Here is a 15416-nt window from a genome sequence, read left to right as displayed (position 1 = left end):
GAAAAGGGTCAGGCTCGCAGGTCAGACACCGGTCGTACGCAGGTCACGCACGCAGCCCGACGGAGCTCGCGACGTACAGCATCCCGCCCACCACTGCGGCGATGTAGACCAGCGTCACGCCGAGCAGCTTGCCTGCTCCCAGCTTCAGCCCCGCCTTGAGCGGCAGGTACGTCCAGCCGTCCTCGTTGTCGGCGACCAGGCCCCACAGCGCGGTGAGGAAGTGCACGCCGACCCCCAGTGCCGCGGCGAGCACGATCATCGCCCAGTGCGGCGGTCCGCCGGCGGACTCACCGGCCCAGCCGGCGTACGAGATGTAACCGGGATAGCAGGCGAACGCCGCCGCCCACAGGACCCAGGAGAAGAGGCCCTTGCGCAGCAGCACGTTGGAGAGCATCCCGATCACCAGGGAGCCCAGGTAGAACAGCCCCGCGACGGTGCCGGAGGTGACCGAGAGGGGAATGACGAGGAGTACGCCGCAGCACAGCGCGAACCAGACCCCGCCGGGTTCGAGGCGGCCGTCGGAGATCGGCTTGCCCGCGCGCTCGTGACGACGGTCGACGACCTGGTCGACGAGGTCGTTGTGCCAGCCGAGGACCGCCTGGCCGACGAGGACGGTGACCGCGATCAGCGCGACCTCGCGGGTGGTCAGCCCGGCCAGGACCGCGGCTATCGACATGCCGATGGCGGTCAGCACCGCCTGTCGGGGGTGGGCGGAGCGGATGAGGAGGAACGGGGCCCAGTTGCCGATCTTGTCCATGACGCTCTCTCGGCCCGCCGAGGCATCAGGAACGGCCGACGCACTGGGCTGCGTCTCTTCCGGGTCCTGGTCCTGGGCGTGCTGCGACACGGTGAAGATGGTCGTGGGGGCGCTCTGCGATGCATTCGCCATGGCGGCAGTATCGGGCACCGGGCCAAGCCGCGCAGGACAACAGGCTGGCGACGACGAGATTTCGGCTTCGTTTCGAAATCAGCCATGCTGCCACTCTTCACCGACCTGCGCGCGCGGAACCACACAACTTGTCGATCTGTCAACCCCTGATTAATGCCCTGACCTGCAGAAACGCGGAATCCGAATTCTAAGATCCGTGGTAGACTTAGGTTCCTAGGAAGGGGTACCTAAAAATATGACTTTCACCGTCGGCGAGACCGTCGTATACCCGAACCATGGCGCGGCCGTCATCGAAGACATCGAGATGCGCACCATCAAGGGCGAGGAGCGGCAGTATCTGGTCCTCCGCATCATCGCTCAGCAGGACCTCGTAGTGCGCGTTCCGGCCAACAACCTCGAGCTCGTCGGAGTTCGAGACGTCGTAGACAAGGACGGGCTTGATCGGGTCTTCGAGGTGCTTCGTGCGGAGCACGTCGAAGAGCCGACCAACTGGTCGCGTCGTTACAAGGCAAACCTGGAGAAGCTGCACAGCGGCGATGTCATGAAGGTCGCCGAGGTCGTGCGTGACCTGTGGCGTCGTGAGCGTGACCGTGGCCTCTCCGCCGGGGAGAAGCGCATGCTCGCCAAGGCACGCCAGATCCTCGTCTCGGAGCTCGCGCTGTGCGAGCACACCAACGAAGACAAGGCTGAAGTCCTCCTCGACGAGGTGCTGGCCAGCTGACGCTGGTCTCGGTCTGCGCGACAGGCTCCGGGTGATCCCGGGGCCTGTTTCGCGTTTTCGCGGAGCCGATAGCGTGGCATCCATGGAGGATCCCTACGCCGACTACGACGAGCTCGACGAGACCGCCGAGCGCCCGCCCGCCCTCGGGACGGTCGCCGAGGAGGACCGCGGATCGCTGCCGTTCGCGCTGATCCAGGGTGAGGCGCTGGTCGCCGCGGCGACCTGGTCGCTGGGTGAGTCCGGGGTGACGCCGGTCGACTTCACCGCCTCCTGGGAAGGGATCGTGGCGGCCGAGGAGCCGCTGGTCCTGCACGACTCGCTGTGCCCGATGACCCCGCCGGCCTTCATCGCTCACTGCGTCACGACCGCGCTGGCGCGCGAGGCGGTCGTGATCGGCGTACGCCCGGTCACCGACACGGTGAAGAAGCTCGCCATCGAGGACGGGGTCCCGGTGCTCGGTGAGACGGTGGACCGGTCCGCGCTGGTCTCGGTCACCTCGCCGATCGTGCTGCCCCCGGCCGTCGTCGCCGCCCTGGACGGGTGGCCGACCGGCGACTTCGCCGAGATCGCGGCGGTGCTGGCCCGCCGGTTCCCGGTCGTCTCGATCGAGGCGCCGCCGATCGGTCGCCGGGTGGCCTCGGAGGAGGACGTACGTCTGCTGGAAGGGCTCGCGCTCAGCTGATCAGTGCTGCGGCCGCGCGGAGATCGTCGGCGAAGGTCACCTTGAGGTTCAGCTGAGAGCTGGGGACCGCGACGATGCGTACGTCGGGGGAGTAGTGCTCCAGGGTGGCGCCGGTGTCCGTGCCGTCGAACCCGTCGGCCGCCGCCTGGGCATAGGCGGCGAGGAGCTCGCCGGCCCGGAAGGCCTGAGGTGTCTGTACGCCGACCAGCGCGCCACCCACAGGCTGCAGGTCGCGGGTCGAGAGGTGGGTGAGCGGGGCGGCAGGGATGGCCCCGCCGTGCTCACGGGCGACGTCGATGACCGTGCGGTAGAGCTCGACGGTGGCCAACGGTCGGGCGGTGTCGTGGATCGCCACCACATCGATGCCGTCCTCGATGTCGGCACGCAGCACACCCAGCGCCGCCTGCTCGGAGGCATGGCGGGTCTCGCCGCCGGTGACCATCGCGACCTCGCGCTCGCCGAGGAGCGGTTGGGCGACGGCGGCGACCGCCTCCTCGTCACCGCTGCGTACGACCAGGACGATCCGGCGTACGTCGGGCACCTCGAGGGCGGTCCGGAGCGAGAGACCGAGAGCCGAGGAGGCCGGGTCGTCGGACCCGTCGAGCGGGAGCAGCACCTTGTTGGTGGCGGCTCCGACGCGGGTGCCGGATCCGGCGGCCAGGAGTACGAGAGCGGCGGGCACACCCGGAGGTTATCCGGTCGTCGGTGGGGCGGGCCGGGTGGATGTTCGTCAAGGTATGCAGACGAACGGTCACATCCCGTGTGGAACTCCGCCCGGGGAGTGACTGTTCGGCTGCGTACCTTGACGAACATCCACCGCCGCCTCGCCCCGCCATGTTTACCGACCCGTAACACAGCGAAACAGGAGGCAGCGCCCGCGCGTCCTAGCGTTTCAGGTCCACCGAAGGGAGGACCCGACGTATGTCGACGAAACGGCTCGGGCCGGCGGCATGAGAGTGCGACGGGAGGACCAGGGCGACTGGCACCCCGTCTGCCCGGTCGGCGCGCTCGACGTGGAGCGCGGCGCCACCGCGCTGGTCCACGGCCAGGCCATCGCGATCTTCCGGCTGCCGGACGACACGGTCTACGCCCTGGGCAACCACGACCCGTTCGCCAAGACCTCGGCGATCGCCAAGGGCATCGTCGGGATCCGCGACGGGGTGCCGTTCGTCGCCTCGCCCGCTCACCGGCACGGGTTCGACCTGCGTACCGGACGGTGTCTGGAGGACCCGCACGTGAGCGTCCCCGTCTACGAGGTCCGGGTCGTCGACGGTCTCGTCCAGGTCGGGCACCGGAAGGTGGTCTGACTGCGTCTCGCGCGTGGGGGATCTGGGAGACTACGCAGCGTGCAGCTTCCACTGATCGGCATCGGGACCGACGTACACAGCCTTGCCGACGGTGTCCCGATGCACGTCGCCGGTCTCGCCTTTCCCGACGAGAAGCAGGGTCTCGCCGGGCACTCCGACGGCGACGTCGCCGCCCACGCCTGCTGCGACGCGCTCTTCTCCGCGGCCGGACTCGGCGACCTGGGGTCGAACTTCGGCATCTCCGAGCCCGAGTGGGCCGGGGCGGCGGGAGTCGTCCTGCTGGCGGAAGCCGCACGGCGGGTCCGGGAGGCCGGGTTCGAGATCGGCAACGTCGCGGTCCAGGTGATCGGCAACCGGCCCAAGATCGGTCCGCGCCGCGACGAGGCCAACCAGGCGCTCTCCGCGGCGGCCGGCGCGCCGGTCACGGTGACGGCGACGACCTCCGACGGTCTCGGGCTCACCGGACGAGGTGAAGGTGTCGCCGCGATCGCAACCGCGCTCATCGTGCGTCGCGATAGGTAGGGAACACGCGTACGTCCCTAGACTTGGGGCATGGCACTCAGGCTCTACGACTCGGCGACCCGTGAAGTACGTGACTTCACTCCCTTGCAGCCCGGCAAGGCGTCGCTCTATGTCTGTGGTCTGACCGTGCAGAGCGAGCCGCATGTCGGGCATGTGCGCAGCGGGGTGAACTTCGACGTGCTGCAGCGCTGGCTGCGGGTCTCCGGCTATGAGACCACGTTCATCCGCAACGTCACCGACATCGACGACAAGATCCTGGCGAAGTCGGCCGACCAGGGACGCCCCTGGTACAACCTCGGCTACGAGATGCACCGCGAGCTCGACGCCGCCTATGCCTCGCTCAACGTCGCCCGGCCCACCTACGAGCCGCTGGCCACCGGTCACATCCCCGAGATCATCGAGCTGATCGAGGAGCTGATCGCGAAGGGCCACGCCTACGCCGCCGAGGACGGCTCGGCCGACGTCTACTTCGACGTCCGCTCCTGGCCCGCCTACGGCGAGCTGTCGGGGCAGAAGGTCGAGGACATGGAGGCCGCCGCCGACGCGGACCCGCGGGGCAAGCGCGACCCGCGCGACTTCGCGCTGTGGAAGGGCCGGAAGGTCTCTGAGCCGGAGACCGCCTCATGGCCCTCGCCGTGGGGTCTGGGACGCCCCGGCTGGCACATCGAGTGCTCGGCGATGGCCGGCAAATACCTCGGCCCCGCCTTCGACTTCCACGGTGGCGGCCTCGACCTGCGCTTCCCGCACCACGAGAACGAGCAGGCACAGTCACGCGCTGCCGGCCGGCCGTTCGCCAGCTACTGGCTCCACAACGCCTGGATCACCACCTCCGGCGAGAAGATGTCGAAGTCGCTGGGCAACTCGCTGGTCATCCCCGAGGTCCTGAAGAAGGTACGCGGCATCGAGCTGCGCTACTACCTGGTCGCTGCGCACTACCGGTCCCACGTCGAGTTCTCCTTCTCCGCGCTGGATGAGGCGGCGTCGGCGTTCCAGCGGATCGAGTCGTTCCTCGAGCGCGCGGACTCGTCGGAGACCGGCGCGGTCCCGGACGCGTTCCGCGAGGCGATGGACGACGACCTCGGCACCCCCGGGGCCGTCGCGGTTCTGCACGACACCGTGCGCGAGGGCAACCGTCGGCTCTCCGCCGGGGATTCCGCGGCCGCCGAGGCTGCGGCCGTGCGCGGGATGCTGGACGTGCTCGGTCTGGACCCGGACGATCCTGCGTGGGGTCCGGCGAGCGGGGACGACGAGAAGCTGACCGGTGCGCTCGACGTACTGGTCCGCGGGGTCCTGGACGAGCGCGCGCAGGCGCGCGCCGCCAAGGACTGGGCCCGCGCAGATGCACTGCGAGACCGGCTCAAGGAAGCCGGGATCGAGATCGAGGACACCCCTGAGGGTCCGAAATGGAGCGTTAACTGATGGCAGGCAACTCCCAGCGTCGCGGTGCGATCGCGAAGGGCCGTAAGAAGGGTGCCCAGGTCGGCACCGGTGGCAACCGCCGCAAGGGCCTGGAGGGCAAGGGACCGACGCCGAAGGCGAAGGACCGGCCCTACCACAAGGCCCACAAGGCGGCCCAGGCTGCCGAGCAGCGCAACAAGGGTCCGCGCAAGCGGGCGGCGGGCGACGCCGAGTGGATCATCGGGCGCAACTCGGTGGTGGAGGCGCTGCGCGAGGACGTACCGGTCAACGGTGTCTACGTCGCCGAGGGCGCCGAGCGCGACGGACGGCTGCGCGAGGCGTTCCTGCTCGCCTCCGAGAAGGGCATCTCGCTGCTCGAGGTGACCAAGGTCGAGCTCGACCGGATGACCGGGTTCAACGGCCACCAGGGGCTGGCCGCGCGGATCCCGGCCTACGAGTACGCCCACGCGGACGACCTGATCGACCGAGCCGCCGAGGTCGGTGAGAAGGCGCTGATCGTGGCGCTCGACCAGGTCACCGACCCGCGCAACCTGGGTGCGATCGTACGTTCCGCCGCGGCCTTCGGGGCCCACGGCGTGGTGATCCCGGAGCGACGCGCGGCCGGGATGACCGCCGCAGCCTGGAAGACGAGCGCCGGCGCCGCGGCCCGGATCCCGGTCGCCCAGACGGTCAACCTGACCCGACAGCTGAAGGCCTACCAGGACGCCGGCTGCATGGTCGTCGGGCTCGACATGGACGGCGACATCACGCTGCCCGAGCTGGGCGCTCCCGACGGCCTCGCCGACGGTCCGCTGGTGGTCGTCGTCGGTGCCGAGGGTGGCGGGCTCTCGCGCCTGGTCCAGGAGACCTGCGACCAGATAGTGTCGATCCCGATGGTCAACTCGGTCGAGTCTCTCAACGCCGGCGTCGCTGCGTCGGTGGTGCTCTACGCCGTCGCGGAGGCGCGTCGCTGATCCCGACCAACAGTCTGCTCCGTGGCCTCGCCGTCTGGGCGGGGCTAGGAGTGCTGTGGCTCGCGCTCACCGTGGGGTCGAGCGCGTGGCTCTTCCTGTCCAGCGAGCGCCAGGTGGTCCTGGCCGGCCACGACTCGGTCCTGCGCCCGACATTGTCGGGCACGGCGATCATCCACACCGGACCGGTCCTTCCCGACGTACGTCTGGACGTGGCCGGGCCGGTCGGGGTCGATGTCACGCTCGGGAAGACCGAGCTGCGGTCGATGGACGAGCTCTTCGAGCGCTACGCGGTGCTCGGCTCGGCGCCCGACGGGCAGCGTGCCGTGGTGGTGGAGCAGGTCGAGTCGATGCTCGTCGCGGCCGTGATCCGCGGTGCCGCCATCTCCCTGGCGATCGTCGCCGGGGGAGTCCTGCTGTGGTGGATGCCCGGCGCCGAACGCCGTGCTGACCTGCGCAGACGTACGAGAGAGGCGGTCCGTACGCGGCGCGGGCTGACGACCGCCGGGGTCGGCCTGGTCACGGTGGCAGTGCTCGCGGTCGCCGTCTGGCAACCCTGGGGCGAGGCCGGTGCGCCCACGACGGACAAGGAGGCCGGGCCGGTCGCCGGTGGCTGGTCCCCGCTGGCCCGCTTCCTCGGCCCGGAGATCCCTGTGCCCGCCGAGTTGGACGGGGTGGAGGTCCGCGGCGACGCCTACGCCAACCAGACCCGCAGGCTCGTGGCCAGTGCCGTCGACACCTACAACTCCAGCCGGACCTTCTACGAGAAGGTGGTGGCGAAGGTGCCGGACCTGGCGCTGCACGAGCCGGCCGAGGGCGAGACCGTGGCCGCCCTCGTCTCCGACCGCCACGACAACGTGGGCATGGACGCGGTCGTGCGCGCGATCGCCGACGAGGGTGGTGCGACCGGCATCCTCGACGCCGGCGACGACACCTCGACAGGGTCTGACTGGGAGACCTTCTCCCTCGACTCCCTCACCGACGCCAGCGACGGCCTCGACAAGTGGGCGGTCACCGGCAACCACGACCACGGTCCGACGGTCGGCACCTACCTGGCCAAGAAGGGCTGGACCGTCCTCGACGGCGAGGTCGTCGACGGCCCGGGCGGCTCCACGCTCCTCGGCGTTCCCGACCCGCGCACCAGCGGCCTCGGCAACTGGGTCGACGAGAAGGATGTCAGCTTCGCCGAGGCCGGTGCGAAGCTGGCCGACATCGCCTGCGACTCGATGGACGAGGGGAAGCCGGTCGCCACCCTTCTCGTCCACGACCCGTCCCTCGGCCGCGAGACCCTGCGCCGCGGTTGCGCGACGCTCGTCGTCGGCGGCCACCGCCACGTGCACCAGGGCCCGACCGAGGTGGCCGGCGAGAACGGTGAGATCGGCTGGACCTACACCAACGGCACCACCGGTGGCGCTGCGTACGCCTTCGCGATGGGGAAGATCCGTCGCACCGCCGAGATCACCCTGATCACCTACGCCGACGGCCTCCCCGTCGGAGTCCAGTCGGTCGAGCTGGAGACCAACGGCGTCCTCACCGCCCACGACTACGTCCCGCTGGAACGCACCGGGACCGAATGAGGCTAGGGCGACATGCCCTAGACCCGCTGCTTCTCGGGCTCGTAGGTCTCCCAGTAGGTGGCCCCGGTGATGCCCAGCGCCAGCGGGTCGAAGACCGGGTCGAGGCCCTGCTTCTTCTGCTTCTCGTAGTCACGCAGCGCCGCGAACGCGGGCTGCTGGAGGACGAGGATGCCCAAGATGTTGAGCCATGCCATCAGGCCGACGCCGATGTCGCCGAGCGTCCAGGCGTCGCTGGCGGTGGAGACGCAGCCGTACGCGGAGGCGACGAGGATCACCGCCTGGAGCGCCAGCGTGACCACGCGGCCGAGCGAGACGCCGCGGCGGCCGCCCAGCCGAACGGTCGCGTACCGGCCGACGATGAACCGGAGGTTCGTCTCGGCCATGTAGTAGTAGGCGACCATCGTCGTGAAGCAGAAGAACGCCAGGGAGATGGCGATGAAGGAGGCGCCGATGCCCGGGAACACTGTGTCGAATGCCGACTGCGTGTAGGCCGGGCCGACCTCCGCGCCGGCGGCGAGAACGCCACCGTCCGCGATCACGTCGCCGCTCTCGCTGCCGCCCTCGAAGACGCGGTAGGCGCCGGTGGACAGCATGAGGAAACCCGTCGCCGAGCAGACGAACAGCGTGTCGACGTACACGGCGAAGGCCTGCACGAGCCCCTGCTTGGCCGGGTGGGAGACCTCGGCCGCTGCCGCCGCGTGCGGACCGGTCCCCTGCCCGGCCTCGTTGGAGTAGATGCCGCGCTTGACGCCCCACATCACGGCCAGGCCGAGCACGGCGCCGAACGCGGAGTGGAGGCCGAAGGCGCTCGAGAAGATGTCGCTGAGGACGCTCGGGATCCGGTCGGCGTTGACGACCACGACCACCATGGCGGCAGCGACGTAGGCGACCGCCATGAACGGCACCACGAGCGTCGCGAAGGACGCGATCCGCTTGACGCCGCCGACCACGACGAACGCGAACACGATGACCGTCGCGACCGCGACGACCCAGGCCGGGACGCCCCAGGCGTTGGTCATGCCAGCGGTCATCGAGTTGGCCTGGACGCCGGGAAGGAGCACACCGCAGGCGAGCACGGTCACGGCCGCGAAGACGAACCCGTAGACGGTGAAGCCGCGGCTGAAGCGGGTGTGCGCGAACGCCCGGCTGAAGTAGTAGGCGGGACCGCCGCGATACTCACCGGTCAGCGGGTCACGGGTCTTGTAGACCTGACCGAGCGTGCTCTCCACGAACGAGGTCGAGGCCCCGAGGAACGCGACCGTCCACATCCAGAACATCGCCCCCGGCCCGCCGAACGCGATCGCGGTCGCGACACCGGCGATGTTGCCCGTCCCGACCCGACCGGCCAGCGACATCGCCAGCGCCTGGAACGAGGAGACCCCGGCGGCAGACTTCTCGCCGCGTACGAGGAGCCGGATCATCTCCGGGAAGTGCCGGACCTGCAGGAACCGCGACCGCAGCGAGAAGTACACCCCCGCCGCCAGACAGAGATACACCAGCCAGTTGCTCCACACGATCCCGTTGATCGCGCCCAAGATGTCCGTCATCCGTCTCCCCATCTCCTCGACGTCCTCGGATGAGGCCACACCCTCTCAGACGTACGCCGCGGGGCAGCCCATGAGGGTTGCGGTCAGGCGTGTCGTCGCCCGAACGACGTCCCGGATATCCCACTCGGAGCCGCGACTGGCTACGATTGTCGCGCCGTCGCGGAGACGTACGGCATGCCGGTGTAGCTCAGTTGGTAGAGCGTTCGCCTTGTAAGCGAAATGTCGCGGGTTCGACTCCTGTCACCGGCTCCACTCACCTCTCAGCGGAGCTGCGTGACCTCGTACGTCGTCGGCGGGTTGGCGATGTCGTCCTGGGAGGCGACGAGCTCGAGCTCGCGGCGACCCGACCTCAAGGTGCGCTCGAGGATGGCGAAGAGGGTGTTCGCGGTGTGGCCGAGGGCGGCCGGGGTCGAGCCGGTCGAGAGCAGGTGGGAGAGGTAGACCGCGGCGGTGACGTCGCCGCCTCCGTTGGGGGAGATCGGGAGCAGGGGAGTGGTGACCGACCAGGCGCCCTCGTCGGAGACCGCGACCAGGTCGAGGTGGTTGGGGTCCTGGGTGATCACCGAGGTCACCAGCACGTTCGAGGGACCGGACTCGCGGACGACGTCGACGGCGGCGAGCACCTCCTGCAGGGTGTTGGTCGACTCGACGCCCGCCAGGAAGTTGAGCTCGAAGTGGTTGGGCGTGATCACGTCGGCGGCGGGCACGACCTCGTCGCGCATGAACTCCGGGATGCCCTCACGGACGAACATCCCGCGCCCGACGTCGCCCATCACCGGGTCGCAGCAGTAGAGGGCCCGCGGGTTGAGCGCCTTCACGCGGCGTACGGAGTCCAGGATGATCGCGCCGACGGCCGGGTCGCCCTGATAGCCGGACAGGACCGCGGAGACGGTGGAGAGACCGTCGCGCTCGGAGATCCCCTCGATGACCTCGGCGACCTGGTCCGCGGCCACGACCGGCCCGCGCCAAGCGCCGTAGCCGGTGTGGTTGGAGAAGTTGACCGTCAGCACCGGCCAGACCTCGTGACCGAGACGCTGGATCGGGAAGACGGCCGCCGAGTTGCCGACGTAGCCGAACGCCACGTGCGACTGGATGGAGAGGATCTGCATGGGCAGCATTCTGCTCCAGCGAGCTCAGGCGGCCTTCTTCTGGGGCGATTTCGACGGCGGGTCGTTGAGCAGCCACGCGGCCAGCGCGCCACCGATGGCGCCGAAGAGGTGGCCCTGCCAGGAGACGCCGGTCTGGCCGGGGAGCACGCCGAGGAGGAGGCTGCCGTAGGCCAGGAAGATGAGTACGCCGATGACGATCTGGCTGATGCGGTGGCTGAACAGGCCACGCATGATCAGGTAGACCAACCAGCCGAAGATCAGCATCGAGGTGCCGGCGGTGATGCTGCCCGGAGGCGACATCAGCCAGACGCCGACCCCGCCGACCACCCAGATGATGAGCGTCGCCACGATCCCGCGGCCGACGCCCGAGGCGAGCACCAGGAAGCCGAGGATGAGTGCGGGCAGGGTGTTGCCGTAGAGATGGGCCCAGCCGAAGTGGAGGACCGGGGCGAAGACGATGCCGAGCAGGCCGGCGTCGGTGCGTGGCTGGATGCCGAGCGTGTCGAGCTGATGACCGCTGATGTAGTCGGTGGCCTCGAGCACCCACAGCAGAGCAACGAAGCCGAGCGCCCAGATGCCGGCCCGAAGCCAGCTGGCGCGCTGGGGCCGTGTGGGGGAATCCTGGCTCACGCCAGAAATCTTACCTACCGCTCCACAGCGGCGAGGCGTTGCTCGAGACTCTCGTAGAGGTAGGGGACGGCTGCCGGGTGGGGCCCGGTCTCGTAGAGCTCGGTGGCGAGGGTCCGAGGTGACTCCCCGGCGTGCTCGGCCGCCCAGGTCGCACCGCCGCCGGCCGCGGCATCGGGGTCCAGGCGCCCGCCCTCGAGGGGGATCACGGCATCGGCGGCGAGTGCCACCCAGCGCCCGTCGCTGCTGCCGTCGTCGAGCCAGGCCACCGGCACCGCGTACGCCTCGCCTGTGGTCATCTCGCTCTCGACGGCGATCCGGCGACCGATCGGGTGGGCTCCCTGCCGGCTCCACAGGACGGTGGTGACGTCGAACCGGTCGGTGTCGGCGGGGCCGGCGGTGCCGAGGACGAGGTGGTCGGCGAAGGTCGCCCAGTCGCGTACGTCGCTCGCGGGATACTCCGGCGGACCGGTCCGGTCGAGCAGGATCCGGCCGCCGAGCGCGGCGGCCCAGACGGCGAGCAGGATGACGACGATGGTGCCGACGACCTTGAGCCGGCCCGACACCGAGAGTGGCGCTCCGGTCGCGTTCTCGCCCACCTGGCCCCCGTTCACCGCGTCGTTGACCTCGATCCTAGTCCGGCAGGGACCAGTCGATCGGCGCACCGCCCTGCTCGACCAGGAGCGCGTTGGCGCGGGAGAACGGCCGCGAGCCGAAGAAGCCGCGACGCGCGGAGAGCGGCGAGGGGTGGACGGACTTGATCGCGGGCACCCCGTTGAGACGCGGCTCGAGATTCTGCGCATGCCGGCCCCACAGGATCGCGACCAGCGGTCCGCCGCGGCGGCCGAGGACGTCGATCGCCCGCCCGGTGACCTCTTCCCAGCCCTTCTTCGAGTGCGACGCCGGGGCACCGGGCCGGACGGTCAGCGAGGTGTTGAGCAGCATCACCCCGCGGTCGGCCCAGGTCGACAGGTCGCCGTGCTCGGGCATCTTCAGGTCGAGGTCGGTCGCCAGCTCGGCGTAGATGTTGCGCAGCGACGCCGGCAGCGGACGTACGTCCTTCTCGACCGCGAAGCTCAGGCCGATCGGATGCCCGATGGTCGGGTAGGGGTCCTGGCCGACGATCAGGACGCGTACGTCGCGCAGCGGGCGCCTGAAGGCGTTGAAGATGCGGTCGCCGTCGGGGAGGTAGGGGCGCCTGGCCGCCAGCTCGTCGCGCAGGAACCGGCCCATCTGCTCGATCTGCGGCTCGACCGGCGCCATCGCCTCGGCCCAGTCGGCGGCCATCAGGCCCTTGTCCACCAGTCCTGCCAGAGCACTCATGGTCGCTCGCTGTCGCTCGCTCATAAATGAGGAGCGTATCGGCTGGCGCCGACGGTTAGGTTGTCTGTGGCAGCTCAGGTGGACTCATCAAGGAGTAGACATGAAGTTCGGTTTGTTCGTCCCGCAGGGATGGCGCTTCGACCTCGTCGGGATCGACCCCGCGGACCAGTGGACGACGATGAAGGACCTGGCGACGTACGCAGACTCCGGTTCCGCCTTCGAGAGCATCTGGGTCTACGACCATTTTCACACGACCCCGGAGCCTTCGGACCAGGCGACGCACGAGGCCTGGACCCTGATGGCCGGGCTGGGCGCGGTGACGTCGCGGGTGCGCCTCGGCCAGATGTGCTCCTGCATGTCCTATCGCAACCCGGCCTACCTGGCGAAGGTCGCCGCCACGGCCGACCACATCAGCGGCGGCCGGATCGAGATGGGCATCGGCGCCGGCTGGTACGAGCACGAGTGGCGGGCCTACGGCTACGGCTTCCCGGAGGCGCGCGACCGGCTCGGGATGCTCCGCGAAGGCGTCCAGATCTTCCAGCAGGCCTGGACCACAGGCGTCTCGTCGTTGGACGGGAAGTACTACCAGGTCGACGGCGCCATCTGTCAGCCGCTGCCGCTTCAGCAGGGGCGTTCCGGCATCCCGCTGTGGATCGCGGGCGGCGGCGAGAAGGTCACCCTGAAGATCGCTGCGCAGTACGCCGACTACACCAACTTCCTCGGTGACCCGGAGACCTTCCAGGCGAAGTCCGACATCCTGCGCGGCCACTGCGAGACCCTCGGGCGCGACTTCGCGGAGATCACCCGCTCGTCGAACTACAACGTGCTGCTCGGCGAGAACGAGGCCGAGGTCGCCGAGAAGGTCAAGGCCTGGGAGGCTCGGCTGGTGCCGCACCTGGGCGCGGCGAAGGCGGCCGAGGTCGTCAACGGTGCGGTCGACGGCCCGACCTCGCTCGTCGGCACGCCGGAGCAGGCTGCGGAGAAGCTCGCGGCCGTGGAGAAGCTGGGCATGACGTACGCCATCGGCTACTTCGCCGACGCGGCCTACGACCGCTCCTCCATCGAGCTCTTCGAGTCGAAGGTCGTGCCCCAGCTCGCCTGAACGACGCCGCGACACGTCGCGGACGTTTACAACGAGATGGTCGGCAGGTAGGAAGACGTACATGAAGATGACGACCCTCATCGGGGGAGCGGCGGTCGCCGCCGGTGTGGTCGCCGCGCGCGACCTGACCCAGCGCAAGCACGCGATCCTGCGGAACTTCCCGGTGATCGGGCACGCGCGCTACCTGATGGAGAAGATCGGGCCGGAGCTGCGGCAGTACATCGTCACCGGCAACGACGAGGAGCGGCCGTTCAGCCGCGACCAGCGGCGTTGGGTGTACGCCTCGGCCAAGGGGCAGAACAACTACTTCGGCTTCGGCACCGACAACGACATCGAGCACACGCAGGGCCACATCCACATCAAGCACCGTACGTTCGCAGACAGCCTCCCGGACGACCACGACCAGTCCGCCAGGCTGCCCTCGGCGAAGGTGCTCGGGGGTCCGCGCGGGCGGGCGAAGGCGTTCCGTCCGGAGTCGGTCGTCAACATCTCGGCGATGTCGTTCGGGTCGCTGTCCGGGCCGGCGATCACGGCGCTCAACCGGGGCGCGTTCAAGGCCGGTGCGATGCACAACACGGGCGAGGGCGGTCTCTCGCCCTACCACCTCGAGGGTGGTGCGGATCTGGTGTGGCAGATCGGCACCGCCTACTTCGGCTGCCGGAACGCCGACGGCAGCTTCTCCCTCGATCGGCTGAAGGAGAAGATCGCCACGGCGCCGGTCAAGGCGATCGAGATCAAGCTCTCGCAGGGAGCGAAACCGGGGCTCGGTGGGCTGCTGCCCGCGGCCAAGGTGAGCCCGGAGATCGCCGAGATCCGTGGCATCGAGGTCGGCAAGGACTGCGCCTCGCCGTCTCGGCACTCCGCCTTCACCGACGTGGACTCGATGCTCGACTTCGTCGAGATGATCGCCGCCGAGACCGGGCTGCCGGTCGGGATCAAGTCGGCCGTCGGGGAGATGGAGTTCTGGCAGGAGCTCGCTGGCCAGATGCGGTCAGGGGAGCGCGGCGTCGACTTCATCACCGTCGACGGCAGCGAGGGCGGCACCGGTGCCGCGCCGCTGATCTTCTCCGACGCCGTCGCGATGCCCTACCGGATCGGCTTCTCGCGGGTCTACGGCACCTTCGCCGAGCTCGGCCTCACCGACTCGGTCACGTTCATCGGGTCGGCCAAGCTGGGTCTTCCGGAGAACGCCGCCGTCGCCTTCGCACTCGGTGCCGACATGCTCAACGTCGGCCGCGAGGCGATGATGTCGATCGGCTGCATCCAGGCCCAGAAGTGCCACGAGGACACCTGTCCGACCGGCGTCGCGACGCAGAGCAAGTGGCTCTCCGGTGGCCTGGACCCGCTGGACAAGGGTGACCGCTGTGCCAGTTACCTCCGGACGCTGCGCCGGGAGTTGACCAAGGTCTCCGCCGCCGTCGGGGTCGCTCACCCCGGTCTGATCACGCCCCACGACATCGAGGTCATGAACGGCGACTACGAGTCACGCACCCTCGCCGGCGTCTACGGCTACAAGGACCACTGGGGTGCCCTCGGCGCCGACGTGGTCGACGACCTCCTCGACATCGTGCACCCGCACCGTACGTTCAACGAGAAGCCGAACACCGCCTGATCGCCGAGGCGTCAGGTACGTCGGCCGAG

Annotated in this window: 16 protein-coding genes and 1 tRNA gene; 10 read left to right on the top strand and 7 right to left on the bottom strand. The window is 69.5% G+C overall.

Annotated elements, in window-relative coordinates; translation table 11 throughout:
• Nucleotides 1–43: 43 nt before the first annotated feature.
• A complete protein-coding gene (locus WBG06_RS02550) occupies nucleotides 44–889 on the bottom strand; it encodes a UbiA family prenyltransferase (protein WP_336734836.1) in 846 nt (281 codons plus the stop codon).
• 235 nt (nucleotides 890–1124) lie between these two features.
• Here WBG06_RS02550 and WBG06_RS02545 point away from each other — a divergent pair, with 235 nt between their 5' ends.
• Nucleotides 1125–1610 carry a CarD family transcriptional regulator gene (locus WBG06_RS02545; protein WP_008360791.1) on the top strand — a complete coding sequence of 162 codons (486 nt, stop codon included), beginning with the start codon at nucleotides 1125–1127 and terminating at the stop codon, nucleotides 1608–1610.
• A gap of 82 nt (nucleotides 1611–1692) precedes the next feature.
• On the top strand, nucleotides 1693–2292 hold the full coding sequence (locus WBG06_RS02540) for a hypothetical protein (RefSeq protein WP_336734832.1): 600 nt from the start codon (nucleotides 1693–1695) through the stop codon (nucleotides 2290–2292).
• On the opposite strand, the gene WBG06_RS02535 is transcribed toward WBG06_RS02540, so the two are convergent.
• A complete protein-coding gene (locus WBG06_RS02535) occupies nucleotides 2285–2974 on the bottom strand; it encodes an IspD/TarI family cytidylyltransferase (RefSeq protein ID WP_336734830.1) in 690 nt (229 codons plus the stop codon). The two genes, WBG06_RS02540 and WBG06_RS02535, sit on opposite strands and share 8 nt — an antisense overlap.
• A gap of 268 nt (nucleotides 2975–3242) precedes the next feature.
• Between WBG06_RS02535 and nirD the strand changes: the two genes are divergently transcribed.
• From nirD to WBG06_RS02510, 5 genes are read left to right on the top strand one after another with little or no spacing between them, the layout of a single operon-like run.
• Nucleotides 3243–3599: a nitrite reductase small subunit NirD gene (gene nirD / locus WBG06_RS02530; RefSeq protein WP_336734828.1), complete on the top strand. Its 357-nt coding sequence runs from the start codon at nucleotides 3243–3245 to the stop codon at nucleotides 3597–3599.
• A 39-nt stretch (nucleotides 3600–3638) separates the two neighbouring features.
• Nucleotides 3639–4121 carry a 2-C-methyl-D-erythritol 2,4-cyclodiphosphate synthase gene (gene ispF / locus WBG06_RS02525; protein WP_336734826.1) on the top strand — a complete coding sequence of 161 codons (483 nt, stop codon included), beginning with the start codon at nucleotides 3639–3641 and terminating at the stop codon, nucleotides 4119–4121.
• Between the two features lie 30 nt (nucleotides 4122–4151).
• Nucleotides 4152–5540: a cysteine--tRNA ligase gene (cysS, locus tag WBG06_RS02520; protein ID WP_336734824.1), complete on the top strand. Its 1389-nt coding sequence runs from the start codon at nucleotides 4152–4154 to the stop codon at nucleotides 5538–5540.
• Nucleotides 5540–6493: a 23S rRNA (guanosine(2251)-2'-O)-methyltransferase RlmB gene (gene rlmB / locus WBG06_RS02515; protein ID WP_336734821.1), complete on the top strand. Its 954-nt coding sequence runs from the start codon at nucleotides 5540–5542 to the stop codon at nucleotides 6491–6493. The genes cysS and rlmB overlap by 1 nt, the downstream gene beginning before the upstream one ends.
• Nucleotides 6494–6543: 50 nt before the next feature.
• Nucleotides 6544–8067 (top strand): metallophosphoesterase, encoded by a 1524-nt coding sequence (locus WBG06_RS02510; RefSeq protein WP_336734819.1) that lies wholly within the window; start codon nucleotides 6544–6546, stop codon nucleotides 8065–8067.
• Between the two features lie 17 nt (nucleotides 8068–8084).
• Here the strand turns inward: WBG06_RS02510 and WBG06_RS02505 are convergent, their stop codons facing one another.
• A complete protein-coding gene (locus WBG06_RS02505) occupies nucleotides 8085–9614 on the bottom strand; it encodes an alanine/glycine:cation symporter family protein (protein ID WP_336734817.1) in 1530 nt (509 codons plus the stop codon).
• A gap of 176 nt (nucleotides 9615–9790) precedes the next feature.
• On the opposite strand from WBG06_RS02505, the gene WBG06_RS02500 reads away from it, so the two are divergent.
• A tRNA-Thr gene (locus WBG06_RS02500) sits at nucleotides 9791–9866 on the top strand.
• Nucleotides 9867–9874: 8 nt separating this feature from the next.
• On the opposite strand, the gene pdxY is transcribed toward WBG06_RS02500, so the two are convergent.
• From pdxY to WBG06_RS02480, 4 genes are read right to left on the bottom strand one after another with little or no spacing between them, the layout of a single operon-like run.
• Nucleotides 9875–10723 carry a pyridoxal kinase PdxY gene (gene pdxY, locus WBG06_RS02495; protein WP_336734815.1) on the bottom strand — a complete coding sequence of 283 codons (849 nt, stop codon included), beginning with the start codon at nucleotides 10721–10723 and terminating at the stop codon, nucleotides 9875–9877.
• A gap of 24 nt (nucleotides 10724–10747) precedes the next feature.
• Nucleotides 10748–11353 carry a rhomboid family intramembrane serine protease gene (locus WBG06_RS02490; protein WP_336734813.1) on the bottom strand — a complete coding sequence of 202 codons (606 nt, stop codon included), beginning with the start codon at nucleotides 11351–11353 and terminating at the stop codon, nucleotides 10748–10750.
• Nucleotides 11354–11367: 14 nt separating this feature from the next.
• On the bottom strand, nucleotides 11368–11949 hold the full coding sequence (locus tag WBG06_RS02485; protein ID WP_336734811.1) for a hypothetical protein: 582 nt from the start codon (nucleotides 11947–11949) through the stop codon (nucleotides 11368–11370).
• 34 nt (nucleotides 11950–11983) lie between these two features.
• Nucleotides 11984–12673: a uracil-DNA glycosylase gene (locus tag WBG06_RS02480; RefSeq protein ID WP_336734809.1), complete on the bottom strand. Its 690-nt coding sequence runs from the start codon at nucleotides 12671–12673 to the stop codon at nucleotides 11984–11986.
• A gap of 100 nt (nucleotides 12674–12773) precedes the next feature.
• Between WBG06_RS02480 and WBG06_RS02475 the strand changes: the two genes are divergently transcribed.
• Nucleotides 12774–13775 (top strand): LLM class F420-dependent oxidoreductase, encoded by a 1002-nt coding sequence (locus tag WBG06_RS02475; protein WP_336734807.1) that lies wholly within the window; start codon nucleotides 12774–12776, stop codon nucleotides 13773–13775.
• A gap of 61 nt (nucleotides 13776–13836) precedes the next feature.
• The gene (locus WBG06_RS02470; protein ID WP_336734805.1) at nucleotides 13837–15387 is read left to right on the top strand and encodes an FMN-binding glutamate synthase family protein; all 1551 of its coding nucleotides are present in this window, start codon (nucleotides 13837–13839) and stop codon (nucleotides 15385–15387) included.
• The last annotated feature ends 29 nt before the right edge of the window (nucleotides 15388–15416 follow it).

The sequence above is a fragment of the Nocardioides sp. CCNWLW239 genome, from assembly GCF_037137035.1.
Taxonomy (GTDB): domain Bacteria; phylum Actinomycetota; class Actinomycetes; order Propionibacteriales; family Nocardioidaceae; genus Nocardioides.
This window is presented reverse-complemented; position numbering and strand designations above follow the sequence as displayed.